Below are 26,087 nucleotides of genomic sequence, written 5' to 3'. Positions count from 1 at the left end.
GGCTTGTTGCTCATGTTGTGGCTCTGCCAGCAAAGATCTTTCCGGGGTTCATCAATCCGTCGGGATCGAGCGCCGCCTTGATCGATCGCATCACGTCCACGGCCTCGCCGAGCTCGTCGGTGAGATAGTCGATCTTGCCGAGCCCGATGCCGTGCTCGCCGGTGCAGGTGCCGTCCATGGCGATGGCACGCGCGACCATGCGGGCCTGCAGCGCCTTGGCGCCTTCGGCCTCCTCCGGTTTTGTCGGGTCGATTAGGATCAGCATGTGGAAATTGCCGTCGCCGACATGGCCGACGATCGGCGCGGTGAAGCCGTGCTCGTCCGCATCGCGTCGCGTCTCGGTCAGGCATTCCGCCAGACGCGAGATCGGCACGCAGACATCGGTGATCACAGCGCGCGCGCCGGGGCGCAGGCCGAGGCCGGCATAGAGCGTGTTATCGCGGGCATGCCAGAGCCGGCTGCGGTCTTCCTGCGCCTTGGCCCAGGCAAAGCCATGGCCGCCATGATCGGCCGCGACCGCCTGCGCGGCTTCGGCCTGCTCGGCGACGGAAGTCTCTGAGCCATGGAATTCGAAGAACAGGGTGGGAGCCTCGCGATAGCCGAGCTTTGCGTAGGCATTGATGCCGCGCATCATGACATCGTCGAGCAGCTCGATGCGGGCCACGGGGATCGCGGACTGGATCACGGAGATCGCGGTGTCCACCGCATCGTGCAGGGTGTCGAAGCTGCAGACTGCCGCCGAGATCGCCTGCGGCACCGGGTGTACCTTCAGCGTGATCTCCGTGATGACGCCGAGCGTGCCTTCCGCACCGACGAACATGCGCGTCAGGTCGTAGCCGGCCGCCGATTTCCGCGCGCGCCGGGCGGTACGGATCACGCGGCCGTCGGCCAACACCACCTCCAGCGCCATGACATTGTCCTTCATGGTGCCGTAGCGCACCGCCATCGTGCCCGAGGCGCGCGTCGAAGTCATGCCGCCGATCGAGGCGTCGGCGCCGGGATCGATCGGGAAGAACAGGCCGGTGTTGCGCAGCTCCGCATTCAGCTGCTTGCGCGTGATGCCGGGCTGCACCACGACGTCCATGTCGCTGTCGTGCAGGCTGAGCACCTTGTTCATGCGCGCGAAGTCGAAGCAGACGCCGCCGGCGACCGCGGCCGCATTGCCTTCGAGCGAGGTCCCGGCGCCGAACGGGACGATCGGCATGCCCGCGCCGGCGCAGAGCTTGACGATTTCAGCGACCTCCTGCGTCGTCTCAGGGAAGACGACGATGTCCGGCGGCAGGCTGCGATAATGCGACTCGCTCTGCCCATGCTGATCGAGCACGCCGCGCGCGACGCTCGCGCGCGGTCCGATCATGCCGGCGAGGCGCTCGGCCAATATGTCCGTGCTGACCCGCGGTCCCATCCGTAAGCTCCCGTTTGCTCCCTGTCTCCGGACTCTTGTTGGTCCGTCGTTCAGCTTAAGCGGCTCTTGCGTTGCTCGCGAGCTGCTTCAGGCCGAAGTCATAGTTGAGATGAAAATAGTCGCGCTCCACCATGCGACCATCCGGCGCACGGCCGGCGGGATGACGGACGAACTCCCGGATCAGGCTGTCCTTGACGCCGAACACCACGTCGCTGTCGAGATATTGGTCGCCGGCAACGAAGACGTGCGTCACCAGCTGCTCGAAACCGGGCGCTGAGATCATGAAGTGCACGTGCGCCGGGCGCCAGGGATGGCGTCCCTGCACCTCGAGCATCTCGCCGACCGGTCCATCATGCGGAATCGGGTAGGCGGCCGGCTTGATCGACCAGAAATGGAAGCGGCCGTTGGCGTCGGTATGGAAGCGGGCGCGCATCGCGAGATCGCCGATCTTGTCGAGCTGCTGCACGTCGTAATAGCCGTCGTCGTCGGAGTGCCAGACGTCGACCACCGCGCCCACGAGCGGCTTCCCGTCCACGGTCGCGACCGAGCCGGTGACCAGCATCGGATCGCCATCCATCGGCCCGGAGATGTCAGCGCCGCTGTCCTTCTCCGGCGCGGCCTGGACGAAGAACGGCCCGAGCACCGTGGTCTCGGTCGCGCCTTCGGGCACCGGATGGTTGATGGCGTCGACCAGCATGGAGACGCCGAGCGTGTCCGACAGCAAGATGAACTCCTGGCGCTTGTCGTTGCACATGTGCCCGGTGCGGGTCAGGAAATCGATGCCGAACTCCCACTCCTTCTGGGTGGGCCGCACCTCGCGGACGAAGGCGTGCAAGTGCCGCACCAGCGCTTCGCTCACCTGCTTGATGCGTGGATCGGTCGCGCCCGCGATCCGCTCCAGAACGGCGCCCGTGATCGTGTTTTCGTTGAAGTTACGCATGGGTATCTCCGCGATCAGGGTTTTGGTTCGCCGAGGCCGGACAGCCGTTCGAGATGCTTGACGGTCGCGATGAAGTCGGTATCACCGTCGCCCTGCGCGACCAGCGCGCCATAGGTCTCGCGCACTTGCGCGGCGAGCTGCAACGGCACGCCGACGGCGTGGCCGGCGCCCAGGATCAGGTCGAGATCCTTGGCCATCTGCCTGCAGGAGAAGGTGGACTCGAAGTCGCGAGTCCGCAGCGGCGCGGTCTTGTACTTCACCATGGGAGAGGCGATCGCGCTGTCGTCGAGCACTTTTAGGATGTCCTGCCAGGCGATGCCGCCCTTGCGCGCCAGCGCCAGGCTCTCGGCCATCATCGCCGCAGACACCGCGATCATCAGGTTGACCGAGAGTTTTGCGTAGCGCGCTTCCTCGGCCGGGCCGAGATAGGTCTGGGCGCGGGTGAATGCGGTGAACAGCGGCTTTGCGCTCTCGAAGGCGTCCTTCGGCCCCGACACGAAGCAGGTCAGCGCGCCTGTGTGCACGATGCTGGCATTGCCGGAGACCGGCGCGCGCAAATAGGCAATGCCACGCGCCTGCGCGGCGGCCGCAACCTCAGCCGAGGCGTCGACACTCACGGTGCTGGTTTCGATCAAGACGGCACCTTGTGCCATCGCGGCGATCAGGCCGGCGGAGCCGAGCAATGCGCCGCGCAAAGCGGCGTCGTCGGGCAGGGACGTGATCACAGCGGCCTTGCCGCTCACGGCCTCGGCCGGCGAGGCGGCAATCGCAATGCGCTGCGCGCGTGCCTCGTCGATGCGCGCCGCGCTCTGGTCGAACGCGGTAACGGCGAAGCCCGCCTTGGCGACGAGCACCGACATCGGCAGGCCCATCTTGCCGATCCCGATGAAACCAACTGTTTTCAGAGCGTCAGTCATTGTTCTTGTCCATTGGCGCCTCAGGCGGCGCGTCCCTGTCGTTCAATATCCTGCACCAGCCGCCGGCCGGATTGCGCCAGCAGCTCCTTCTTCGTCTCGAGTCCCTCGACCAATAGCCGCCCGTTCTGCTTCTTCCAGGCACCGCCGATCATGACGGCCTCGATGTTGGCGAGGCTCGTCTGCATCACGACGGTTGCGACGGGATCATGCACTGGATGGAGATTGAGGTCGGAGGCGTTGATGATCACGAGGTCGGCGAGCTTGCCCGGCGTCAGCGAGCCGATCTGGTGCTCGCGGCCGAGCATGCGGGCGCCTTCCGTCGTGATCCAGCGCAGCGCTTCGCGCACGGGAATCGTGGTCGTCGCCGGAATGGCGCCACTTGCTTTGCGCGATTCCACATTGTCCAGTGCCCGCTGCATCGACAGCGCAACGCGCGCGGCGGAGAGGAGATCGCCGGCCAGCACGGACTCCAGGTCGATGCCGATGGTCGGCCGCACGCCGCGCTTCAGAAGGCGGCCGGTGATCGGAAAGCCATGGCCCTGGATCATCTCGTTCTCGGGCGTCACCGAGAACGATACGCCGAGATCGACGAGACGATCGAGCAGATCATCCGGCAGATCGTTGCCGTGGACGATGTTAATGCCGGGGCCGACGAGGCCGGCCTCGAGCAGCTTCTCCCAGCCGCCGGGCGTCTTGGCCGGACCGCCGCCCTGATGCATCGATGCGATCAGCTTCAGCTCCCGCGCCAGGCGGAAATCGTGCATGGCGACGTCGAGCGTCGAATAATGCGGACCGAGGATGGCGAGCCCGAGCGTGACGAGGCCGTCGCGGTCGGCGAGGGGCCCGGCCAGCAGCCGCTCGACCTCACGGCGCGGATGCGGCACTTCCGAGAAATGCGGCTCGCCCGGCTTCGGCTCGGGCTTCGGTGAGCCGTGGAAGAACGCGGCGCGGACGCCGCTTTCGATCAGGCCGCGCACGGCGGCGTCGGTATGATCCGGCGTCGGGTTGTTGTGGCACCAATCGACCAGCGTGGTGACGCCGTGATTGATCTGGTTCAGCGCGCCGACGAGGGTTGCGATGTAGATATCGTCGGGCCGGAACACGGTGGCGAGGCCCGCATGCATGCGGCGGAAATATTCCAGCAGCGTCCAGTTCGCGGCAAAGCCGCGCAAGCCGGTCTGCCAAGTGTGCATATGTGCGTTGATCAGGCCGGGAATGACGATGCGGCCCGTGCCGTCGACGACCGCCGTGTCGGCCGCAGCGTCGATCGACGGGCGCACCTCGGCGATCCGGCTGCCCTCGACCAGCACATCGCCGGTCGAGAGATCGCCGATCGCGTCATCCATGCTGATGACGGTGGCGGATCTGATCAGGGTGCGCCGCATCGCTTCAAGCTACCGCTTTGATGGCGCCGGGTGGCTCGCCGGTCCAGGCGCGCGCGATCAACTCGCGAATGGCGCCTCGTTCGAGCGGCCGCGGATTCCAGTAGGCATTCGTGACTGCGAGGTCAGCCGCCTTGTCGATCCCGCCCTCGGGCATGCCGACGTCGCGTAGCGCGACCTTCGCACCCAGCCGTTTCGCAAGTTCGAAAAGCCCCCGAGCTGCATCGGCTGCCCCGATCGCGCGCGCGATCCGCACCATCGCGTCGGGCACGGCCGGCGCGTTGTAGGCCAGCGCATGCGGCAGCACGATGGTGTGCGTTTCGGCGTGCGGCAGGTCGAAAGTGCCGCCGAGCGTGTGACAGAGCTTGTGATGCAACGCCATGCCGACCGTGCCGAGGCAGACACCGCACAGCCAGGCGCCATAGAGCGCCTCGGTGCGGGCCTCGCGATCGTCGCTCTTCGCGGCAATGGCGGGCAGGGCGCGCGCCAGCGCGCGGATGCCTTCTTCGGCCATCAGCGAGGTGACAGGATTGGCATCGCGCGCGTAAAGCGCCTCGACGGCATGGGCGATCGCGTTGATGCCGGAGGTTGCGGCGAGGCTCGCCGGCAGCGTCAGCGTCAGGTCGACGTCGTAGATCACGGTCTCCGGCAACACGGCTGCATCGCGCACCGTGGTCTTCAGTCCGTTCTCGGTCTGGCCGACGATCGGCGTCATCTCCGAGCCGGCATAGGTGGTGGGAATGCAGAGCTGGTTGACGCCGGTGCGCAAGGCCAAGGCCTTGCCGAGCCCGGTGGTCGAGCCGCCGCCGAGCGAAACGACGCAATCGGCTTCGCATGCCTTCATTGCCGCGAGCGCGCGTTCCGTGACCTCGACCGGCGTGTGCATGGTGGCGCCGGAAAAGATGCCGGCATAGAGCGGGCCGAGCGCGGCTCCCAAGCTCTTGCCTTGTGCCTCCTGCTGCGGCGTCGTCAGCACCAGCGCACGCTTGCCGCCGAGCCGCTCGACCTCGGCCTTGGCTGAGGCAAGCGTGCCGCTGCCGAACACGACGCGGCAGGGCAGGTTTTCGAAGGTGAACGAGCCGATCATGCGCCGGTCTCTTTGATGGGATAATCGACCTGGAAGCGCCCGATCCGCAAGTCGCCCAGCGCCTCGCGCACGCGCAGATGCTCCGGGTGGTTGGCATAGGCGGCGAGCGCCGCCTGGTCGGTGAATTCGGAGAACAGCACCACGTCGCAGGCATAATCAACCGCGCTGACGTCCATGCCGACTTCGATATGGGTGAGGCCGTCGATCCGGCCCTTGAGGCCCTCGAACAGGGTCTTGACCTTGAGCCGGGCGGCCGAGCGCTCCTCAGGGCTCTCCCCGCGCAGTCGCCACATCACGATGTGCCTGATCGGGCCCGACATTTCCTGATTTCCTCGCCTGCAATGGTGCTTTGTTGGCGCCATTTTGCCTTGCAGAAAACGGAAATAAAGGTCAAAATTTGTAAGTCTCTTTTCCTCTTTATGCAAAAATGGACCGGCTGCTTCAACTCGAGGTGTTCTCCAAAACCGCTGAGCTCGGCAGCCTTTCCAAGGCCGCCGAAATCCTGCGGATGTCGAACGCCGCTGCGAGCCGCCATCTCAGTGCGCTGGAGGAGCGGCTTGCGGTCCGGCTGATCGAGCGCAACACGCGCCGGCAATGGCTGACCGAAGCGGGACAGGAACTGCTGCAGCGGTGCAGCACGCTTCTGAACGAGCTCGCCGAGGCTGAGGACGCCGTCTCCGACCGCGCGCTGTCGCCGAAGGGCATGCTGCGCGTGACGAGCTCGCTCTCCTTTGCGATGATCTACCTCGCACCGATGCTGCCAGCCTTCCGTGCGCTCTATCCTGATCTCAGCGTGCAGATCATCAGCGCGAACCGCTACCTCGACTTCATCGAAGCCGGCATTGACGTTGCGATTCGTACCCGCGAGCACGAACCGGATTCCAACATCATCGTCCGGCGCATCGGGCAAATGCACCGCGTGCTCGCGGCCGCTCCGTCCTATCTGGAGAAGCACGGCCGGCCCGAGCATCCCGCCGATCTCGCCCGGCACAACATGCTGATCTACAATCTCGCCAATGATCCCTATTCGCTACGGCTGAGCCAGGGCAGCACGACGCAGACGATCCGGATCGCGCCGACGCTCGACAGCAACGACGGCCAGATCATCTGTGGTGCGGCGCGCGCGGGGCTCGGCATCCTGATCCAGCCGCTCTATATCGTGCAGGGCGATATCGCGGCTGGCCGGCTGGTGCCTGTCCTGAGTGATTGGCAGCTGCCGTTGCTCACCATGAACATCGCCTATCAGAACCGCGTCAGGCTGCCCGCCAAGATCAGGGTGTTCTCCGACTTCCTCGTCAGCTACATCCGGGAGCATTCAGAGCCGGGGATCTGGATCGACGCGGCGAAGTGAGCGGAAGCAGCATGTATCTCGGCATCGATCTCGGCACGTCGGCGGTCAAGACGGTTCTCGTCGACGATGCCCAGCGCGTGATCGCAAGCGAGAGCTGGTCGCTCGCGACCGTCTCGCCGCAACCGGGCTATTCCGAGCAGGATCCGGCGCAGTGGATCGATGCGACCTTCGCCACGCTGGATGCCCTCAAGGCGTCGCATGCCGATGCATTGACAGCGGTCGCAGGCATCGGGCTGTCCGGCCAGATGCATGGCGCCACGCTGCTCGATGCGAGCTTGAGGCCGCTGCGGCCCTGCATCCTCTGGAACGACGGACGCTCTGCGACTGAGTGCCGTGTCCTGGAGCAACGCTGGCCCGCCTTGCGCGAGGTGACGGGCAACAAGGCGATGCCGGGCTTCACCGCGCCAAAACTGCTCTGGATCGCCGCGCACGAGCCCGAGATCTTTGCGGCGACGAAACTCGTTCTTCTGCCAAAGGCCTATCTGCGACTGGTGCTATCGGGCGAGGCCGTCGAGGATGTCTCGGATGCCTCGGGATCCCTGTGGCTCGACATCGCGCGCCGCGATTGGTCGGACGCAGCGCTGGCAGCGAGCGGCTTGTCGCGCGAGCACATGCCGCGCCTGGTCGAGGGATGCGCGCCCGCAACCACGCTGCGCAGCGAACTCGCGCGGCGCTGGGGGATGATCAGGCAGCCGGTGATCGCGGGTGGGGCCGGCGACAATCCCGCGGGCGCCATCGGCATCGGCGCAATCCGGCCGGGAGCCGCTTTCGTGTCGCTGGGAACCTCGGGTGCGCTCATGGTCCCGACCGACCGGATCGCCGCCAATCCCGACCGTGTCGTGCACACGTTCTGCCACGCCATTCCAGGGATGTGGATTCAGGCCGGCGCGATCCTCTCGGCCGCTTCCTGCCTTGCCTGGCTCGCGCGCCTGTTCGGCGCCGCCGAGGCCGAGCTGCTGGCGCCGCTTGGAGCACGACCGCAGGCGCCGTCGCCCGTGAGCTTCCTGCCTTATCTCGCCGGTGAGCGGACGCCGCACGACGATCCCGTTGTGCGCGGCATGCTGGATGGCCTGAGCCATGGCACCGATCGCGCGGCGATCGTGCGGGCGGTGCTCGAAGGCGTTGCCTTCGCGCTTGCCGATTGCCGCGATGCGCTCGCGGATGCCGGCATCGGGATTGCGGAGGCCGACGTGATTGGCGGCGGTTCACGCTCTACCTTCTGGCTCTCGGTGCTGGCGAACGTGCTGAGCATTCCGATCCATCGCTTTGCCGGAGGTGAAACCGGCGCCGCGTTCGGTGCGGCGAGATTGGGGCGGCTTGCTGTCACGGGTGAGTCAATCGGTGACGTATGCATGCAGCCGCAGCGCATCGAAACATTCGAGCCCGACGCTGCACTGGTCGATGCCTACGCTGAACGGCTTCCCGCCTGGCGCGACCTGTATCGGCCGCGCCACTAGCTGGCCCAATCTGGTTTGCATACTTCAGTATATTCGCCTTCGGTATTGCCCTGCGTCACCCGCTTTTGTTTAATGACCAAACCGCGTTGCCGAGAAACGAGACGCGGGTGGGAAACGCATTGTGCGCCGGGAGGCACGATGAACGATCCGATCCTCGAGATGCGCGGGGTCTCGAAGACCTTCTTCGGCATCAAGGCGCTGCGGGCCGTCGATCTCACCGTCTATCCCGGCGAAATTCACGCCCTGATGGGTGAGAACGGCGCCGGCAAGTCGACGCTGATGAAGATCCTGTCCGGCGCCTACCGGCCCGACCCGGGCGGCGAGATCCGCATCGAGGGCAGGGCGGTGCGGATCGAAGGCCCGCTCGGCGGCCGCGCGGCGGGCATCTCCATCATCTACCAGGAGCTGTCGCTCGCTCCCAATCTCAGCGTTGCCGAGAACATCTATCTGGGACGGGAGATATCGCGGTCAGGCTTGCTGGCGCGCGGCACAATGCGCGAGGGCGTCGGCCCGATCCTGAAGCGCCTGGGCGCGGACTTCCTGCCCTCGACGCTGGTGGCGCATCTGTCCATGGGGCAGCGGCAGCTGGTCGAGATCGCCCGTGCGCTGCACGTCAGATCGAAAATCCTCATCATGGACGAGCCGACCACCTCGTTGTCGGCCGCCGAAAGTGAGCGGCTGTTCGCGCTGATCCGCCAGCTTCGCGCCGAGGGCCTTGCCATCATCTACATCTCGCATCGCATGGACGAGGTCTATGCGCTCGGCGATCGCGTCACCGTGCTGCGCGACGGCCGCCTGGTCGGCTCGCTCGACAAGCCCGAGATCCGCGCCGACACCATCGTGCGCTTGATGGTCGGTCGCGACGTCTCCTCGTTCTACAAGAAGGACCATGATCCGGAGGCGGGGCGGGGGCATCCCGTGCTCGCGGCGATCGACATGGCCGATGGCGGCCGCGTCAAGGGCTGCTCTCTCACCGTGCATGCGGGTGAGGTGGTCGGCCTTGCCGGCCTGATCGGCGCCGGTCGCACCGAGCTTGCGCATCTCATCATCGGCGCGTCACCGAAAACCTCCGGCCGGCTCGAGCTGGAGGGACGTCCGGTCGAGATCCGCACGCCGGGCGAGGCGCTCGAGGCCGGCATCGCCTATCTGACGGAAGACAGGAAAGCGCTCGGCCTGTTTCTCGACATGTCGTGTCTGGACAACATCAACCTCGCCGTGCTCGGCCGCGATGCGAAGCTCGGCTGGTTTCTCGACCGCGACAAGGCACGCGAGCGCGCCGACCGCGCCTTTGCAGGCCTCAGCATCCGCGCCGCCAATGCCGGCGTTCCCGCCGGCGGCCTGTCAGGGGGCAACCAGCAGAAGGTGCTGCTGTCGCGACTGCTCGCCATCGCGCCGAAGGTCCTCATTCTCGACGAGCCGACGCGCGGCGTCGATGTCGGGGCCAAGTCGGAAATCTATTCGATCATCGACAATCTCGCCAAGGCCGGCACCGCGATCCTCGTCATCTCGTCCGATTTGCCCGAGATCATCGGCATCTGCGACCGCGTCATCGTGATGCGTGCCGGGCACATCGCCGGCGAGGTCAGCCGCGGTCCGCATTCGCCGCTGGCGCAGGAAGACATCATGGGGCTTGCCACGGGGATGGAGCATCTCGATGCCTGACAATGGTGCTGTGGGGGCAAAGCCGGCATCGACGACGACCAACGGCGCTGCCGCGGAGACAAGACGCCAGCGGATGAGGATGCTGATCAGCGCGCTCGGCATGTTGCCGGTGCTGCTGATCCTCTGCATCGGCTTCAACGTGCTGTCGGAAGGCCGCTTCTTCACCGGACAAAATCTCGGCATCGTATTGCAGCAGGCCGCGGTGAACACCGTGCTCGCCGCCGGCATGACCTTCGTCATCCTCACCGGCGGCATCGACCTGTCGGTCGGCTCGATCCTGGCGGCCTCCGCGATGGCGGGTTTGACGCTCTCCAAGATGCCGGAGCTCGGCTTGCTGTGGCTGCCGGCCGCACTGCTCACCGGCCTCGTCTTCGGCATCGTCAACGGCGCGCTGATTGCGCTGCTGCGCCTGCCGCCCTTCATCGTCACGCTCGGCTCGCTCACCGCAGTGCGCGGCCTGGCGCGGCTGCTCGGGGCTGACACCACCGTGTTCAATCCCTCCATTCCCTATGCCTTCATCGGCAACGGCTCGCTGACGCTCATTCCTGGCGTCGCGTCGATCCCGTGGCTCTCGGTGATCGCCTTGCTCGTCATTCTCGTCTCCTGGCTTGTGCTGCGCCGAACCGTGCTCGGCGTGCATATCTATGCCGTGGGCGGAAACGAGAGCGCAGCACGGCTGGCCGGCATCAAGGTCTGGGCCGTCCTGATCTTCGTCTACGGCATCTCCGGACTTTTTGCCGGGCTCGGCGGCGCCATGCAGGCGGCGCGGCTCTATGCGGCCAACGGCCTCCAGCTCGGCCAGTCCTACGAGCTCGATGCAATCACCGCCGTGATCCTCGGCGGTACCTCGTTCGTCGGCGGCATCGGCTCGATCTGGGGCACGCTGGTCGGTGCGCTCATCATCGCCGTGCTCTCGAACGGGCTCATCCTGATCGGTGTCTCCGACATCTGGCAATATGTGATCAAGGGCCTGGTGATCATCGGTGCCGTGGCGCTGGACCGCTATCGGCTGCAAGGCTCCGCGAGGACTTGAAGCCTGGCGCGCAGCGGGTGCGCATGGCTTGAGACGAGATTCCGTTGCGGCAACTGGTCTGCCGCGCCGGGGACGAAGACAGACCAGGGAGGAAGTCCATGTTGAAGACGATCATGCTCGCCGGCGCCGCCATGGCGCTTGCCCTCACCACCGCACCATCCTTCGCCAAGGAGCTCAAGTCGATCGGCGTCTCGCTGGGATCGATGGGCAATCCGTTCTTCGTCGCGCTGTCGAAGGGCGCCGAGTTCGAGGCCAAGAAGACCAATCCCAACGTGAAGATCACGACGGTCGGCTTCGAATACGACCTCGGCAAGCAGGTCACCCAGATCGACAATTTCATCGCCGCTGGCGTCGACCTGATCCTGCTCAATCCCGGCGATCCCAAGGCGATCGGGCCGGCCATCAAGAAGGCGCAAGCCGCAGGCATCGTCGTCGTTGCGGTCGACACCGCGGCCGAGGGCGCCGATGCCACCGTGACCACGAACAACGTGCAGGCCGGCGAGATCTCCTGCCAGTACATCGTCGACAAATTGGGCGGCAAGGGTGACGTCATCATCGAGAACGGGCCGCAGGTCTCCGCCGTGATCGACCGTGTGGTCGGCTGCAAGAACGTGTTCGCGAAGAATCCCGGCATCAAGGTGTTGTCGAGCGACCAGGACGGCAAGGGCTCGCGCGAGGGCGGCCTCACCGTCGCGCAGGGCTATCTGACCCGCTTCCCCAAGATCGACGCCATCTTCGCCATCAACGATCCGCAGGCGATCGGCACCGACCTTGCGGCACGCCAGCAGAACCGAACCGGCATGATCATCACCGCCGTCGACGGCGCGCCCGATATCGAGGCCGCGCTGAAAGATCCGCAGTCGCCGCAGATTCAGGCGTCCGCGTCGCAGGATCCGTTCTTCATGGCGCGGCGGGCCGTGCAGGTCGGCGTCGGCATTCTCAACGGCCAGAAGCCGGCTTCGACCGTCGAGCTGCTGCCGTCCAAGCTGGTGACCAGGGACAACGTTGCCGCGTACAAGGGCTGGACCTCGGATCGCTCGCAGTAAGGCATCGGGGCGTTCGAAGCACGAGAGATGGCGGGTGGCGGTTCGATCGCGCCGCCCGCCGCCGATACCTCGCGTGCTCACCAGTAGCACGCAGCAATGCCTGTGCTAGCTTTCCACGATCTCGTTCGGTCGATTCGGAAAGCAGATCCGGTGAAATCCACGACGTCAGGCACCGCGTGGCGGCATGCCAATATCGGCCGCCTGCTCAATAACGCGGTGCGGCGCTTCGAAGGCCGTGTGCTCGAATTGATGACCGAGCGGGGCCACGACGAGACGCGCATCGCCCATGTCAGCCTCACGCGCAATCTGGACGTGGAGGGGACGCGGCTCACCGAGCTCGCCCGCCGCGCCTCCATGAGCAAGCAGGCGATGGGCGAGCTGGTCGACCAATGCGCCGCGCTCGGCCTCGTCGATCGCATCGCCGATCCGACCGACCGGCGCGCGCGCATCGTCGTGTTCACGTCCACGGGGCGCAAATGGCTCGATGCGTTCCGTGATGCCGTCGACATCGCCGAGCGAGAGATGCGCGTCGAGCTCGGCAAGGCCACGATGGATGCAATCCTGAAGGGGCTCGCGGTGTATGGCACGGAATTCGACACGCTCGATGACCCGGATTAGTCAGGCAGCTTGACGAAATAGTCAGGTGTCCTTACCATGCAGGTTGGTATTGGTAGGGAGAAGCATCTTGGAAATTCGTCTGACGGCCGCGGTGCTCATCGTTGGCGGGGGCCCTTGCGGGCTGATGCTGGCCAACGAGCTCGGCCGCCGCGGCGTGTCCGCGATCCTGGTCGACGAAAAGCCGGGCACGGCCTTCAACCCGCAAGCCAATGCGACGCAGGCGCGCTCGATGGAGCATTATCGGCGGCTGGGCTTTGCCGACGAGATCAGGCGCGAAGGTCTGCCCGCGGACTACCCGACCGATGTCGCATATTTCACGCGCTATACCGGATACGAGCTGGCGCGGTTCGCGCTGCCGTCAGCGTCGCGGGCGGGTGAGCTGATCAAGGGCATGTCAGGCTCCTGGAGCGCGGCGGAGCTGCCGCAGCGGGTCTCGCAGAAATATGTCGAGGCGGTGCTGCGCCGCCACGCTGAACGGCTGCCCGGAATCCAGCTCAACTACAGTCACCGGCTGATCGGCTACACGGAAAGTGATGACGGTATCGCCGGCAATATCGAATGTCTCGACGATGGCAGCCGCTTTCGGGTCCGCGCCGACTTCCTGGTCGGGGCCGACGGGCCGCGCTCGATGGTCCGGCAATCGCTCGGGATCGTCTATGGCGGCGAGAGCGGGACGCAGCGCGACTTCATGGGCGGCCGCATGCTGGCGGTCTATCTCCGCTCGCCCGATTTCTACGCGCGCGTTCCCCACGCGAAAGCGTGGATGTACAATTGCTTCAACGGCGACCGCCGCGCCTTCATGGCCTCGGTGAACGGTCGTGATGAGTTTGCATTCCACACCCAGTTGCGACCGGGCGAGGACGAAACTGCGATCACGATCAACCAGGCCAAAGCCGCGTTCCAGCGCGCCTGCGGTGCGCCGATCGATTGCGAAGTTCTGTCCTTCCTGACCTGGACCGCCGGTCACGCATTGGTGGCAAGCGGGATGCAGCGGGGCAGGGTCTTCCTCGGCGGCGACGCGGCGCATCTGTTCACGCCGACCGGCGGGCTCGGCTACAACACCGCCATCGAGGATGCGGTCAATCTCGGCTGGAAGCTCGCAAGCGTCGTCAAGGGCGTGAGCCCGGCGGCACTGCTCAATAGTTACGAGGTCGAGCGGCGTCCGGTGGCGCTCCGCAACACCGATCATGCGCGCCGCTTCGCCGATTCGCTTGGCCTCTTCGCGCCGGCGCCGGAGATCGAGGATGCCACGGAGGCCGGCCACAAGGCGCGGCGAATCGCGGGTGCCTATCTCAATCAGCACGCCCGTGCCGAGTTCAACATCCCCGGCGTCACCTTCGGCGGACGCTACGACGGCTCCCCAATCATCGTCCCCGATGGTAGCGAGCCGCCGCCGGATGCTGCCAACGTCTACGTTCCCACCGCCTCTCCCGGTGGCCGCCCACCGCATGCGTGGCTGGAGGACGGCATGTCGCTATACGACCAGTTCGGATTCGAATGGACCTTGCTTCAGTTTGGGGACGTCATGTCGGCCCATGCGTCATTCGCTGACACCATTCGCGCGATCGGGGCCGACGTAAAGCTCGTCACGCTACCCAGATCGTTGCGCGATCTCTATGAGGCGGATCTCGCCCTGATACGTCCCGACCAGATCGTGGCTTGGCGCGGCAACGCATCGCAGGCCGGAACGATCGCACGCGTTCTTAGCCGCGTACTCGGGCGCGAAGACGCGCGGCTGCTAGCCGGCGGTGGAGGGATTGGTTCGCGCAGGTGACACGGCCGATGGAATTGCGCTCGTAAAGAGACTGGTCTTGGGCTGGACGCGCGATCCGTCGATCAGCTCGAGCCGCCCGCAGCGATTCAAGGTGTGCAGCTTCCTGCCCGGCCATGCCGGTCCGGGTTTCAGAGTGTGGCGGACGACCTGCTTGAATACCGTCGGCGACAGCTCGACCACTTCCGCCAAGGCAAGCGCTGCGCCGTATCCGTCGGTGCAATCCTGGACGGGTCGCCACAGTCTGTCATCGAGCGTGACGAAGTTTCCTGCCGGCCGCGTGCTGGCGCGGTCGATCAAGACGGGATTGCTGGCGTGGGGAAGCCAAGGCCCCAAGAGCCGATCGGCGTAATAGATCGCCAGCGAATCCGAATAGCCACCCGTTCCGTCGCGCCAGGCGCCAAACAGGTAATACAGACCGTTGTGGCGCGTGATCGTGACGTCGGCCAGCTCGAGGCCGGAAAGGAGCGTTGCGTATCGCTCCCATTTGTCCGGAAACCGAGTGCATTTGTAGAGGGCGACGTCCCCGCGGGTCGAGCTCTCCGGGATCATCCACAGCTCGCCATCGTCCTCGATCAGGAACGGATAGGATAGGTGACAGGGCTCCTCCAGCACCGGCATCACCTCGCCGATCGGCCCCGCGTCGTTGAACGCGATCGCGGAAATGATACCTTTTCCGACGCGGTGATCGAGATCCTCGAAGAAGGCGAAGGTCCGTCCCTGCCACGTGACGGCAAAGGGATCGGCGTAGAAGTGGTTTCCAGGATCTCCCAGAACGTTCCAGCTTGGACCTGACAGGTCTCCGGTCTGCCAGACGCCCGGGCCGTCGTTGAAGCGCCATCCGACATGCCAATGCGGAGCATAGCAGCAGAGGCGATAGATCTCCTTGGCGATCGATACGGCAAGGCCGCGCGCCACGTAGCCAACGGGTCCGCGGTGCGGGACAGTTGAAGCGGGGCGCGGCAGGTGCGGCACGATGCGCGGCCTTCCCGACAGGATCGCCGCCAGCATGGTCAGGGTCCGTGCTATGACCGTTTCGAGCGCACCACTGAGGCCCGCAGCAATCTCACCGGACGGATGGCCGCGGTCGAGGACCGAACCGTCGATCTCGTTGACGATCTCGATCACGGGCAGGTCGCCGGCGAGGATGGCGCCGAGCGCGGCGTTTTCGCCTGCGACGCCGTTGAACCGCGGCCGGAGATACAGCCGGGCCGGGCTCGCCGGATCGCGCGGGGCATTCGTGAAATCGACGATTACGTCGGCGGTGCCGATGCTGACCCGTGCTGGTTCGGAGCTGATCGTCAGCCTGTCGGCGGCGCTGTGCTTGCCCTTGTGCAACACGATGCGTTCGAGCTCGAACAGCGCATCGAGACCTGCCGGCCGCGGCTCCGCCGTTGCCGTCCATGCAACTTGCACCGGCATGTCCCGGCCGTCGACCGACAGCGTCCTGCGGTCCATCCAGCGCCGCGCATAGTCACGTTCACAGCGAAACTCGATGATCATGTCGAGCCAATCTGTTCCGACGTATCAGGTCAAACGACCCGGTCGAGAATCCGGACGTATTCCTCGACCATGGCATCTACCGAATAGCGCAGCCGCAGGCCTTTGGCGTTTTGTCGCAGCTCGTCACGTAATTGCTTGTCGGTTACCAGTCTGGAGACCGCCGCGGAGAGCTTCGCATGATCGGAGGCATCGACGAAGAGCGCCGTCGGTCTGCCCTCGTAGGACAATACTTCGCGCAGGACGGGAAGATCGGTCACGACGGAGGGAACACCGGCGTTGGCGGCCTCGACCGCGGCCAGACCGAAGGTCTCGGCCTGGGTCGGAAAGACGAACACGTCGAGACAAGCAAGGAAGTCCGCCATCCGGCCAGGAGGAATCTCTCCCAGCAAATGCAGACGGTCCGCGACGTTCAAGTCGTTCGCGAGCTGCCTCAGCCGGGCCTCGTCGGCTCCCTGGCCGGCCAGCGCAAGATGCCAGGACGGTTGATCCGGCAGCAGACCGATCGCCAGATCGAGCCGCTTATGCGGATGCAGCCGTGCCGCGCAACCGAGCAGGACGCGGTCCGGTGGCAGGTTGAATTGACCTCGTGCCGCCTCCTTCGACAGGGTAAGGGCCTTGTCGTCGAAGCCGTGCGGCACATGCACCATGCGCGACCGGTAGGCCGCGGGGTAGCGCGAATATTCGCGCTCCATGTCCTGCGAATTGAGCGTGATGCAGTCGAAGAAGCCGAGGCTGCCCATGGCGATGTCGGCGGTGCGGACCGGCCAGCTCATCGCCAGCGCGGATGAAACCTGATTGGCGACGACGGGTGCACGGCTGACGAGGCGCGTGACGCCGGCGCCGATGACGTTGCCGAAATGCTGGAAGGTCAGGACGGCGTCGGGCCTGGTGGTTCTGATGTGGCGGCCGAGCGTCCACAGCATCCGCAGCAGCGCCAGCGGATTGCCCGGCCGGCTCGGCGCGCAGTAGAGCGTGGCGGGCGGTTCGTCAAAGGAGTCCGATTTGCGGAAGAAGAACAGATTGGTGACCCGGTGACCGCGCGCGGTCAGCCCGGCGCCGAGCAGCCGCGAGATCTCCTGTGCACCGGCGTTCTCGGCCTGGGTTTGCGCAAGAAGCACGTGGAGTTTTCGCCCACTGCCGTTCGGCCGCGCAGGTGCCGTCGCGCTCGTCTCGTCCAGGTCTTTGTTCGGCTGATAATGGAGCACGGATCCCGACCCGCTAAAGCAACGAAATCTTCACCTTCTTAACTCCGTACCTATCATGCGGGCATCCCGCGGACACCGGCTAGCAACAAACGGAGTTAATGCGGCGCGATGGCCGGTGTCGTTGGCGCAGCATTTCCGCTGGTTCCCGGCTGGCGCGTTAACCAATCGGTCCTGCGCGTTCACCCCGGCGGCGCGTGCTGACACCTAGTCACGCGAGTCCGCGCTACGAACGGCATAATTGCCGCGCCTCGATGCTGGGAAGCGCAAGAGCACCAGAACGGAAGGATCCACCCCGCTGCGCCGGCGGCAGAGGACGTTCAGGGCGATGGTCGCGAGCGCGAGCGACACGGTCGTCGAAATCGCCGCGCCAAGCACGCCGAGGAAGGGGACCAGGACGAGAAATCCGACGAGCCGCAGCCCGACGTTGGCAGCGACCACCGGCACATAGATTCGTTCATGACCGGTCAGCTGCAGGATCGCAGCAGCCGGGCCGCCCGCCGCCTGAATGGCGGTTCCGATTGCAAGCACGATCAGGACCGAATGCTGCTCGGCGAAATGAGGTCCGAACAGGTTGAGGAGATAGGGGCCGCCGATCCAGATCGTGGCGAGACCGGCGACGACGCAGAGCCCAGTCACTTCCGCCATCAAGCGCGAGGTCCGCTCGAACTCCCCGTGGTTCTTGCTGAAATAGAGCGACGGGAGCCGGCGCGCACCGAACGTGTAAAGCGCCGCGGACACCATGGCGAAAATGTTGGCGAGGCGCGAGGCGGCAAAGTAGATTCCCGCGGTCGTCGGATCCAGCATCCAGTAGACCAGAATGACGTCGAGATACTGATTGGCGACTTCGAGGATCGATGCGAGCCAGAAGTGCAGGGCACTTGATCGCCAGCGTGACGTCTCCGAGCGCGCCGGCGTACTGCGCAGATCCGGCAGCACGCGCGCGACGGATACGATCTGCGCAACAAGGCCAACCGACATGGCGACCGTCATCGCCGCGAACAGCTCGGCCGGATCGAGTTGGCGATGGGCGAGCAGCATGACGAGCAGGAACACGACGACGAGGGCCCGCCAAAGGAACTCGCGGTTTCCTTCGCCCATGAGAATGCTGACCAGCGAGCGCGCGATTTGGCTGCCGAGCATCAATCCGGCATTGACGGCCGTGTAGGCCGACACCGCAAGGATCAGCAGCCACCAGTCGCCTCTCATGCTCGCGACGATCGCGATCCCGCCGATCACGATCAGCATTGCGACCGAGGCGATCTTCAAGCTCGATTGCAGCACGCCTTTGGTAAGGTCCGGCCTTTCGCCGACCTGATATTCGTTCAGGAATCGCACCAGCAGGGATTCCTGGCCGACCAGTCCCACGACGGCTGCGATCTGCGCGACCGACAGCCAGGTCGCAAAGATGCCGAAGCCGTCAGGCGACATCGTCCGCGCAGCCAGCGAGAACAACGCGAACGCGAGCACGCCGCTGCCGACCTTGAGCAGGATGGTCCCGGCAACGCCGCGCGTGACGTCGCGCCGCATGAACTGGAGAATGGATGCGATCATGGAAGGGTTAAGGGAGCCGCGCTCCCCTGACGAGACATGTTCCGATACCGGCGAGAACCTAGCATGTCGAGCAATCGCGAGTGTTAATGGACGAGTTGGAGGATTTCGGCGATCGCGGTGATACGGGTTGCTTCGTTCTGGAACATCGCTGTCTCCATTGTCCAACATCTGCGAGTTTCAACTCGCGCGACGGACGGCATAACGCCGCATCGACGACTGAGAAGGCGAGATCCGGGGCTCGCGTGCAGAATGGTTTCGGGACAGCAAGACGCGTGCCGCGGCGAGTCGGCGAACTGGGCACCTGCGGTCATTAACCTCAATCTCAGGAAATGTTCGCACCCGGCCCTGCGATGCGACATCAGGCGAGGGAATTGCACTGCAGACGCTGTTAACCGTGGGAGCCGGAGCCATGACGAGAACCGTGACCGAGCCGGTCGACGGGGACGAGACCGCAACCATCGACTCGGACGTCGCCATCGTCGGTGGCGGTCTTGCGGGATCGCTTGCGGCGGCCGTGCTGGCGCGGGCAGGGCGTCGCGTCGCTCTGATCGACAAGCGGGCAGTCCATCCGGATGAGTTTCGGGTCGAGAAGATCGGCGGCCATCAGCTGGAGCTGTTCGGTAAGCTCGGCTTTCTCGATGCGCTCGAAGATGTCGCGTGCCGATATGATCAAGTGCTCAACATCCGTGAGGGCAAGGTGGTCGATGTCAGCGTCGGCAGGGCTTACGGATTTGCCTATGCCGATCTCGTCGCAATGGCGCGTCGCCAGCTTCCGGATCCTTCCAACCTGATCGTCGACGAGGTCACAGCGATTGGCAGCAGCGGCGATGTCCAGCATCTCGAGCTCGCCTCCGGACGGCGCGTGGCGGCGCGCCTCGTCGTTCTGGCCACCGGCATGGCGGGAGCCCTGGGCTACAAGCTCGGCATCAGGCGGCGCGTGCTTGCCGAGCGCCATTCGGTGTCGTTCGGTTTCACGATCGCGCGCAAGGATGGCATCCCGTTCGATTTCGAGGCGTTGACCTGTTACGGCGAACGCACCGCCGATGGCATCGACTATCTCAGCCTGTTTCCCGTCCACGCCGGAATGCGTGCCAATCTCTTCATGTTCCGCGATCCGACCGATCCTGTTATGCGCGAGTTGCGCCGCGAACCGGAGGCGACAGTTTTGCGCCTGCTGCCGGGATTGCGGAGCTACCTCGGCGATTTCCGTGTGACCGATCGCGTCCAGAACTGGGTGATGGATCTGACCGTCGTCGAGGGGCATCTCCGGCCCGGAATCGTACTCATCGGCGATGCGTTCCAGACCAATTGTCCCGCGGCCGGCACGGGTGTCGCCCGCCTGCTCGTGGACGTCGACCGTCTCTGCACCGAATATGTGCCGCGATGGCTCATGACTGCAGGCATGGGCCTGGAGAAGATCTCGCAATTCTATGCCGATCGCGACAAGATCGCGGCGGATCAGCAATCGCTGAAGATGGCACGCTTCCGCCAGGCGCTGACCTCGCGCAACGATATCGGCTGGGACGTGCGGCGACGGTTGCACTTCCTGCGGCGCAGTCTTGCACACCGCGTCGATCAGATGCATCCGGGCTGGCTTGGCCGCGTCCGCGGCGTATTGCGCGCCTGATCTCTGCGACCCCCGCCGGTCAGCGCGTGGGCCTCGCGGTGTGGGCGGGCTGAACCTTCAAATCGGAGAGCCGCTTGGCCGCCAGCTTGAGCCAGGGCGCCTGCTTCAGCGCGAAGAGGGCGATTGCGCCTACGGCGCTGCCGACCTGCGTGACCTCCCACATCGGTGAAGCCTGTGCGCCGAACGATTTCTTGTATGGCTCGTCGCCGATGGTGAAGTCGAGCATCTGATCTCCGCGCTCGATACAATCCCGCGCCACTTGTTCGAACATCAGCGCGCCGATGGACTGGCTCTTGTAGCCGGCGATGTCGAAGGCGCTCATGATGACGAGGAAGCTGTCGCGGTGGCACAATCCGAGCACGGCGGCGATCACTTCGCCGTCCATCTTCATGGCATAGAGGCGAACGAAGGACCCGAGGCCCCGAAGGGCGACGCCGGAATAGAAGCCGTAATATTCGGGCCGCTGCAGCAGGTCTCCGTCGCCTTGTGCGTGAAAGCGCGGGCCGCGAAACTTCCTCATCACCTCCATCGTCTCGAGCACGGCGGCGCTGTCGCTGCAGCATGAGAAGCTCAGCGCGCCCTTCTTCTGCAGCTGGCGATATTTCTTGGCGAGCTCCTTCTGGTAGGAGCGATCCATCGCACTGGCCCGCCATTGCTCGTACGGCGCGACCAGAACCGTGGCATAAGCATTGGTGTTCATCGAGACACGGCGGGACGTGGCGAGGAGGTCCTCGATCGGAAGCCGTCCGTCAGGCAGCTTGGCCATTCGCAGCAGATCGAAGGGGCGGACAAGGCGCCGAATCTGCGCGCATGCAGCCGCATCATGGAGCAATTGCGAGAACACGTCCGGGCTGCAAACCGGTGCCAGATAGTCGGAAACGCGCAAGTCGGCGAACTCGACGGTCCGTATCGGACCGCGCCGGATCCGGAGCAGCGGCAGCACCATGGCAAGGGCGCCGGTGTCGCGGTAGCGCACCACGACGACCAGAGCCGTTGCATCCGTTTCCGGCGCGAGCCTGGTGTAGAGGCTATGCAACCAGACCGGATGCTGGAAGGCAGTGGCAGCCGAACGATCGAACAGCTCTGCATATTCCGGAGACAGAAAGTCGAACGACGGCTCGATGGCGATCTCGAACGTATTGCTGGGCTTATTCATGCGCACAAGGAAACCGGATCATCCGCGAACGTCGTTCGAACCGTAGCTGCGCTTATACCAAGGCCGTTACAGGTCAGACACTGCCGCCGCGCGATTTGCGCCAATGCGTTCAACCATGCTCGTATGGTTACCAAATTCTGAAGCCGGAGGCCGAAATGGCGCATGGAGCGCACCTTGCGCGGCGCCATCGTCTGCATGGCGCAGGCAATGATCTACGATCCTCGGCTGCAGGAAAGCTATGGTTCGCAAGGTCGAGCTCGTTCCCTCCGCTCCGATCCTCGGGCCGATCGGGCTCAAGCGCGAGTGAGACTTCTTAGAGCCGCACCCCGGTGGTGGCAAACGCGTGCGCGGCGGGCTCCTGCACGCGATCGAGGATCACCATCCCACCAACCGCGATCACCACGGCCGCGACGCAGCCAAGCAAAAAAGCCTTCATCCTCAGCCTCCCTCGATTGGACCACGCCATCTATACGACAGGGCCTGCGGCGAGCAAGCTCGTCGATCGCATCAGCCATCCGCCCGCTATGGGCTTTTGAACACAGGATCGGCGGAAAGACGCATCATCGAGCCAAGGGACCGGAGCTCGGCGCTGCTGCGCTGCACGATCCGGAACGGATGCGGGTCTTGCAAGTTTTCTGCAGGCCTGGTGAGCGCATCGGAGGCTTTGCGTGAAATTACCGAGAACGATCCTGTGCTTCGTAGCACTTTGCATTGTCGAGGGCGCCCTGGCCCAGCCGGCGCAAACCAACTCGCCGACGGGGCAAACGCCTCCCGAGGACAAGGGCCAGCTCCAGCCGCAAGGTTGGACGGGTCCGATCAATACCGGCTCGGGTGGTGCGCCGCCCGAAAGCCCCCAGGGCCAGAGTCCGCCCGGAATGCAGCCCGCGCCGGAGGGGTCGTCCAAGACCACGACGGCACCGGCCAAGTAGACTGTTTCAAGTAGACCGTTCCAGGATATTCATTTCCGTTGCCTCTTCTGGCAATCTCGAGCGGGTGAATGTCAGCGGGCGGCCAGGAATGAACAGATCGGCTCTGTGCACGAAGGTGGCCGCAGTGCTGTGGACCATGTTTGCCGCATCGACGGTGCATGCCGACATGGTCGGACACGGCGGCCCGATACGGGCTCTCGCCATTTCGCCCGATGACGACAGCCTTCTCTCCGGCAGCTTCGACACCGCCGTCATCCGCTGGTCGCTCAGGACAGATACGGCAGAGCAGGTGCTGCGGTATCATGCCGATGGCGTCAACGCCGTTGCCTTTCTCAAAGATGGCCGCATGATCACGGCCGGAGCCGATGCGCGCATTGCGGTGTGGACGGCGGGCCGGCCGGAGCCGGACCGGGTGCTGGAGGGACATGTCGCACAGATCGCGGCGCTTGCTGTGTCGTCCGATGGGACGCTTCTCGCATCGGCGTCATGGGACCAGACAGTGCGGCTCTGGTCGCTGTCGGACGGCACATCCCGCGTGCTCGAAGGGCATACGCAGAACGTCAATGGGGTCGCTTTCCTGCCGGACGGCAGGCTCGTCAGTGTCGGCTACGATCTTGCGCTGCGCATCTGGCGTTTGCCGGATGGCCAACCTGACATCGTGACTTTGCCGGCGCCGCTGAACGCGGTGGCTGTCGCGCCGGATGGTGAAATCGTCACGGGCGCGGTCGATGGCAGGCTGCGCATGCTGACAACGGACGGCAAGGTCAGCGGCGAGGTCGCGGCCAGTCCGACGCCGGTGGTGGCCTTGGCCATGTCGGCGGACGGTGCGCTGGTCGCTGCGGCCGGGATCGGCGGCACGGTGGCGATCATCGATCGCAAGTCGCGCAACCTGCTGCGCACCCTGGTTGGGCCCGGGCTGCCGGTGTGGGCGGTCGCCTTCCTTGCCGATCGCGAGACACTGATGACGGGTGGTGCGGACGGCAGGATCAGGCGCTGGAATGCCCGCACCGGCAATCCCATCGGTTCAAGCCTGGTCGGCACACCGGCCGACCCGCTTGCGGCCTATGCCGGCGATCACGGCGCCGATGTGTTTCGGGCCTGTGTTGCCTGCCACACGCTCTCGGACAAGGAGGTGCAGCGCGCGGGTCCCACACTTGCGGGACTCTACGGCCGCAAGATCGCTTCGGTGCCGGGATATCGCTTCTCTGATGCACTGAAGACGATGGACATCGTCTGGACGCCGGAAACCGTCGCACGATTGTTCGAAATCGGGCCGAATGCCTACACCCCCGGCACCAAGATGCCGGAGCAGCGCATCGGCTCGGCCGAGGACCGACGCGCGCTGACCGAATTTCTGGCCCGCGCGACGTCGAGATGATTGCCTTGCGTCGATTCGACGGCGTCCGCTTTAGTCCTTGCCATTGCGTTCGCGGAGATAATCATCCGTCGTTCGCGGCGGCGTTCGTTCCGGAACGCCCTTGAACGGATCGAATTGCTGTTCGCTCATGACCACGACGCGGCAGTCCGCGCACATCCTGAGCGCCTCGATTCGCTTGTCGCCGGCCGGATACATCCAGTGCCGGCCTTCGAGCTTGGCGGCGATGCGGTCGATCGTGCTCTTGACGCCGAAGGGCGTGCCGCAGCGGACGCAGAGCGCGGGCTCCTCTTCCTTGATGACAACGGCGGGCGCGCGCGCCGCCCGGAAATCGATCTGCGGCTTGAGGCTGATGACCTTTTCCGGACAGGTGCTCTGGCACAGGCCGCACTGCACGCAGGCATCCTCGATGAATTTCAGCACCGGCCGCTCGGGATCGTCGCGCAGCGCGCCGGTCGGGCAGGCCGAGACGCAGGACAGGCACAGCGTGCAGCCATCGGCCTCGACGCTGATTGCGCCGACCGGCGCACCTTGCGGCAGCGCGATGACGTCGACCGGCTGCGGCGCCAGCCGATGCAACTCGCTGAGGGCGAACCGCAAGAGGTCGCGCCGCTTGCCGACGGTCTTGAAAGTTGCCGGCGTCGGGACCGCGGCGAGCGTGCCGATATCAGTCAAATGCGCGCAGAGCGCGTCGGGATCGTCGGTTTCGATGGTGGCGAGGCGACGGCCCGCAAATCCAAGGCCGCCGAGGATCGCCTCAGCCATCGCGATCGTCTGCGTCAATCCGGTCACGTCGTGGCGCGGCTTGCCACGGAGCAGGAAGCGCACGGCAGAGACGCCATAGGCGAAGGCGCCGACGATCGCCTCCAGCCCGACCTGCGTGAGCTCGTTGACGGCAAAGGGAAGCACGTTCGCCGGCAGGCCGTCGCCATGCCGCGCGAGGGAGTCGATCAACGGCGTGCCGTGCGGGCTGTCGTGAAAGAGCAGCACCGCATTCGCGCCGCCGGCCTCGCGATAGGCGAGCAGCATGGCGCGAAGTTTATGGAGCTGCGTATCGGCGGGCGGCAGCGCGTAGGAGACCGCGCTGGTCGGGCAGGCCGCCGCGCATTGGCCGCAGCCCGCGCAGATATTCGGATCGATTGCGACATGATCGCCGACGGGCGTGATTGCCCCGGTCGGGCAAAGATCGAGACAGCGATGGCAGCCCGTACGCTTCGAGCGCGAATGGGCGCAAAGCGCCGGCGCAACCTCGACATATCTGGGCTTGTCGAAGCTGCCGACGAGATCGCGCGCGGTCAGCACCGCGCGCAGCACCGCGGCGGGATCTTTCGTGTCGGCGCGGAGATAGCCGTCGCGCAGGTCGTGGGCGGGAAACATTGGCAGACCGCCGGAAAGATCGAGCACGATATCGCAGCGCGAGGTGACCCCGCTTCGCGGCGAGTCGAGCACGAAGTGATCGCGCGAGGAGGGGCGGGGACGCGCATAATCGTCGATTACCAGCTCGAACGCGCCGAAATGTCCCTTCGCGGAGCGGATCGTGCCCTTCACGATCGGGAACACCGTGGCAACCGGCGGCACCGTGTCATCGAGCTGCTTCAGCATTACGGTGACGTCGAGGTGATCGGCAAGCAGGCGGCCGGCCTCAATCGCGGCCTCATCGCGCCCGTAGATTAGGATGACGCCCTCGCTCGACAAGGTGACGAGCGGATAGTCCGGGGCGGGGATGGAGGCGGATGCGAGCAGGGCGGCCATTTTTGCGCCGGCGTGCGCGCCGTCGCGGGACCAGCCAGCCGTCTCGCGGATATTGACGAAGCCGATCGCGTCAGGCCGCTCGCCGGCCTCGTCCGAAAACTGCGCCGCCTGCTGCGTGCAGGCGACCGTCAACACGCCTTCTGTCGCGGCCATGTTGCGGAAATGATCGAGCTCCGCCCCGCAGAGGTGGCGGAAGCTCTTGACCTCGCTGTTCGGACATGCGCGCCGGATTGCAGCCACGTCGAGGCGCATCGTGTCTTCGCACGAGCAGATCAGGATGGTCTTCGACGGCTGCTCCAGGTTAACTCCTCCGCCTTTCG

The 26,087-nt window shown here is 65.3% G+C and carries 22 protein-coding genes; 10 read left to right on the top strand and 12 right to left on the bottom strand.

From position 1 onward, the window contains the following. Window positions 1-10 precede the first annotated feature (10 nt). Genes I6F31_RS24390 through I6F31_RS24365 form a run of 6 tightly spaced genes read right to left on the bottom strand, consistent with a single transcriptional unit; the run spans window position 11 to window position 6,051 of the window. On the bottom strand, window positions 11-1,405 hold the full coding sequence (locus I6F31_RS24390; protein WP_225186227.1) for an FAD-linked oxidase C-terminal domain-containing protein: 1,395 nt from the start codon (window positions 1,403-1,405) through the stop codon (window positions 11-13). A gap of 55 nt (window positions 1,406-1,460) precedes the next feature. After that, complete coding sequence (locus I6F31_RS24385; RefSeq protein ID WP_225186226.1) at window positions 1,461-2,345, bottom strand: intradiol ring-cleavage dioxygenase; 885 nt, start codon at window positions 2,343-2,345, stop codon at window positions 1,461-1,463. Window positions 2,346-2,359: 14 nt separating this feature from the next. Further along, window positions 2,360-3,262: an NAD(P)-dependent oxidoreductase gene (locus I6F31_RS24380; RefSeq protein ID WP_225186225.1), complete on the bottom strand. Its 903-nt coding sequence runs from the start codon at window positions 3,260-3,262 to the stop codon at window positions 2,360-2,362. Window positions 3,263-3,282: 20 nt separating this feature from the next. After that, window positions 3,283-4,647, bottom strand: coding sequence for an amidohydrolase family protein (locus tag I6F31_RS24375; RefSeq protein WP_225186224.1), 1,365 nt, complete (start codon window positions 4,645-4,647; stop codon window positions 3,283-3,285). Window positions 4,648-4,651: 4 nt separating this feature from the next. Beyond that, window positions 4,652-5,731, bottom strand: coding sequence for a maleylacetate reductase (locus I6F31_RS24370; protein WP_036005176.1), 1,080 nt, complete (start codon window positions 5,729-5,731; stop codon window positions 4,652-4,654). Next, on the bottom strand, window positions 5,728-6,051 hold the full coding sequence (locus I6F31_RS24365) for a Dabb family protein (protein WP_036005173.1): 324 nt from the start codon (window positions 6,049-6,051) through the stop codon (window positions 5,728-5,730). The genes I6F31_RS24370 and I6F31_RS24365 overlap by 4 nt, the downstream gene beginning before the upstream one ends. 107 nt (window positions 6,052-6,158) lie before the next feature. Between I6F31_RS24365 and I6F31_RS24360 the strand changes: the two genes are divergently transcribed. The 7 genes from I6F31_RS24360 to I6F31_RS24330 all read left to right on the top strand — a co-directional run bounded on the left by I6F31_RS24360 (window position 6,159) and on the right by I6F31_RS24330 (window position 14,672). Continuing rightward, window positions 6,159-7,082: a LysR family transcriptional regulator gene (locus tag I6F31_RS24360; protein ID WP_036023604.1), complete on the top strand. Its 924-nt coding sequence runs from the start codon at window positions 6,159-6,161 to the stop codon at window positions 7,080-7,082. An 11-nt stretch (window positions 7,083-7,093) separates the two neighbouring features. Next, window positions 7,094-8,539 carry a xylulokinase gene (gene xylB / locus I6F31_RS24355; protein ID WP_225186311.1) on the top strand — a complete coding sequence of 482 codons (1,446 nt, stop codon included), beginning with the start codon at window positions 7,094-7,096 and terminating at the stop codon, window positions 8,537-8,539. Between the two features lie 138 nt (window positions 8,540-8,677). Next, window positions 8,678-10,201 (top strand): sugar ABC transporter ATP-binding protein, encoded by a 1,524-nt coding sequence (locus I6F31_RS24350; RefSeq protein ID WP_225145898.1) that lies wholly within the window; start codon window positions 8,678-8,680, stop codon window positions 10,199-10,201. Continuing rightward, a complete protein-coding gene (locus I6F31_RS24345) occupies window positions 10,194-11,234 on the top strand; it encodes a ribose ABC transporter permease (RefSeq protein WP_225145897.1) in 1,041 nt (346 codons plus the stop codon). Before I6F31_RS24350 ends, I6F31_RS24345 begins: the two co-directional genes overlap by 8 nt. Before the next feature lie 98 nt (window positions 11,235-11,332). Continuing rightward, a complete protein-coding gene (locus tag I6F31_RS24340) occupies window positions 11,333-12,280 on the top strand; it encodes an ABC transporter substrate-binding protein (protein WP_036023609.1) in 948 nt (315 codons plus the stop codon). A 150-nt stretch (window positions 12,281-12,430) separates the two neighbouring features. Beyond that, window positions 12,431-12,898, top strand: a complete 468-nt coding sequence (locus tag I6F31_RS24335; RefSeq protein ID WP_225145896.1) for a MarR family transcriptional regulator — start codon at window positions 12,431-12,433, stop codon at window positions 12,896-12,898. A gap of 67 nt (window positions 12,899-12,965) precedes the next feature. Further along, entirely contained in the window at window positions 12,966-14,672 is a 1,707-nt protein-coding gene (locus I6F31_RS24330; protein WP_225145895.1) for an FAD-dependent oxidoreductase, read from the top strand. Here I6F31_RS24330 and I6F31_RS24325 read toward each other — a convergent pair. The 3 genes from I6F31_RS24325 to I6F31_RS24315 all read right to left on the bottom strand — a co-directional run bounded on the left by I6F31_RS24325 (window position 14,637) and on the right by I6F31_RS24315 (window position 18,928). Beyond that, on the bottom strand, window positions 14,637-16,172 hold the full coding sequence (locus tag I6F31_RS24325; protein ID WP_225145894.1) for a hypothetical protein: 1,536 nt from the start codon (window positions 16,170-16,172) through the stop codon (window positions 14,637-14,639). The genes I6F31_RS24330 and I6F31_RS24325 overlap by 36 nt on opposite strands. A 29-nt stretch (window positions 16,173-16,201) precedes the next feature. Then, window positions 16,202-17,377: a glycosyltransferase family 4 protein gene (locus I6F31_RS24320; RefSeq protein ID WP_109144259.1), complete on the bottom strand. Its 1,176-nt coding sequence runs from the start codon at window positions 17,375-17,377 to the stop codon at window positions 16,202-16,204. 204 nt (window positions 17,378-17,581) lie between these two features. After that, window positions 17,582-18,928, bottom strand: a complete 1,347-nt coding sequence (locus I6F31_RS24315) for a polysaccharide biosynthesis C-terminal domain-containing protein (protein ID WP_225141429.1) — start codon at window positions 18,926-18,928, stop codon at window positions 17,582-17,584. Between the two features lie 409 nt (window positions 18,929-19,337). Between I6F31_RS24315 and I6F31_RS24310 the strand changes: the two genes are divergently transcribed. Further along, the gene (locus tag I6F31_RS24310) at window positions 19,338-20,555 is read left to right on the top strand and encodes an NAD(P)/FAD-dependent oxidoreductase (protein WP_225145893.1); all 1,218 of its coding nucleotides are present in this window, start codon (window positions 19,338-19,340) and stop codon (window positions 20,553-20,555) included. 19 nt (window positions 20,556-20,574) lie between these two features. On the opposite strand, the gene I6F31_RS24305 is transcribed toward I6F31_RS24310, so the two are convergent. Both I6F31_RS24305 and I6F31_RS36540 read right to left on the bottom strand, forming a co-directional pair. Further along, the gene (locus tag I6F31_RS24305) at window positions 20,575-21,711 is read right to left on the bottom strand and encodes a GNAT family N-acetyltransferase (protein WP_225186223.1); all 1,137 of its coding nucleotides are present in this window, start codon (window positions 21,709-21,711) and stop codon (window positions 20,575-20,577) included. A gap of 313 nt (window positions 21,712-22,024) precedes the next feature. Continuing rightward, window positions 22,025-22,147 (bottom strand): hypothetical protein, encoded by a 123-nt coding sequence (locus I6F31_RS36540; RefSeq protein ID WP_260346694.1) that lies wholly within the window; start codon window positions 22,145-22,147, stop codon window positions 22,025-22,027. A gap of 232 nt (window positions 22,148-22,379) precedes the next feature. Here I6F31_RS36540 and I6F31_RS24300 point away from each other — a divergent pair, with 232 nt between their 5' ends. Both I6F31_RS24300 and I6F31_RS24295 read left to right on the top strand, forming a co-directional pair. Next, window positions 22,380-22,640 (top strand): hypothetical protein, encoded by a 261-nt coding sequence (locus I6F31_RS24300; protein WP_225133608.1) that lies wholly within the window; start codon window positions 22,380-22,382, stop codon window positions 22,638-22,640. A 136-nt stretch (window positions 22,641-22,776) separates the two neighbouring features. Then, window positions 22,777-24,018: a c-type cytochrome gene (locus I6F31_RS24295; protein ID WP_225146223.1), complete on the top strand. Its 1,242-nt coding sequence runs from the start codon at window positions 22,777-22,779 to the stop codon at window positions 24,016-24,018. Window positions 24,019-24,048: 30 nt separating this feature from the next. Here the strand turns inward: I6F31_RS24295 and I6F31_RS24290 are convergent, their stop codons facing one another. Continuing rightward, window positions 24,049-26,019 (bottom strand): 4Fe-4S binding protein, encoded by a 1,971-nt coding sequence (locus I6F31_RS24290; RefSeq protein WP_036005130.1) that lies wholly within the window; start codon window positions 26,017-26,019, stop codon window positions 24,049-24,051. Window positions 26,020-26,087: the final 68 nt, after the last annotated feature.

It is taken from the genome of Bradyrhizobium sp. NBAIM01, assembly GCF_020194115.1.
Classification (GTDB): Bacteria; Pseudomonadota; Alphaproteobacteria; order Rhizobiales; family Xanthobacteraceae; genus Bradyrhizobium; species Bradyrhizobium yuanmingense.
This window is presented reverse-complemented; position numbering and strand designations above follow the sequence as displayed.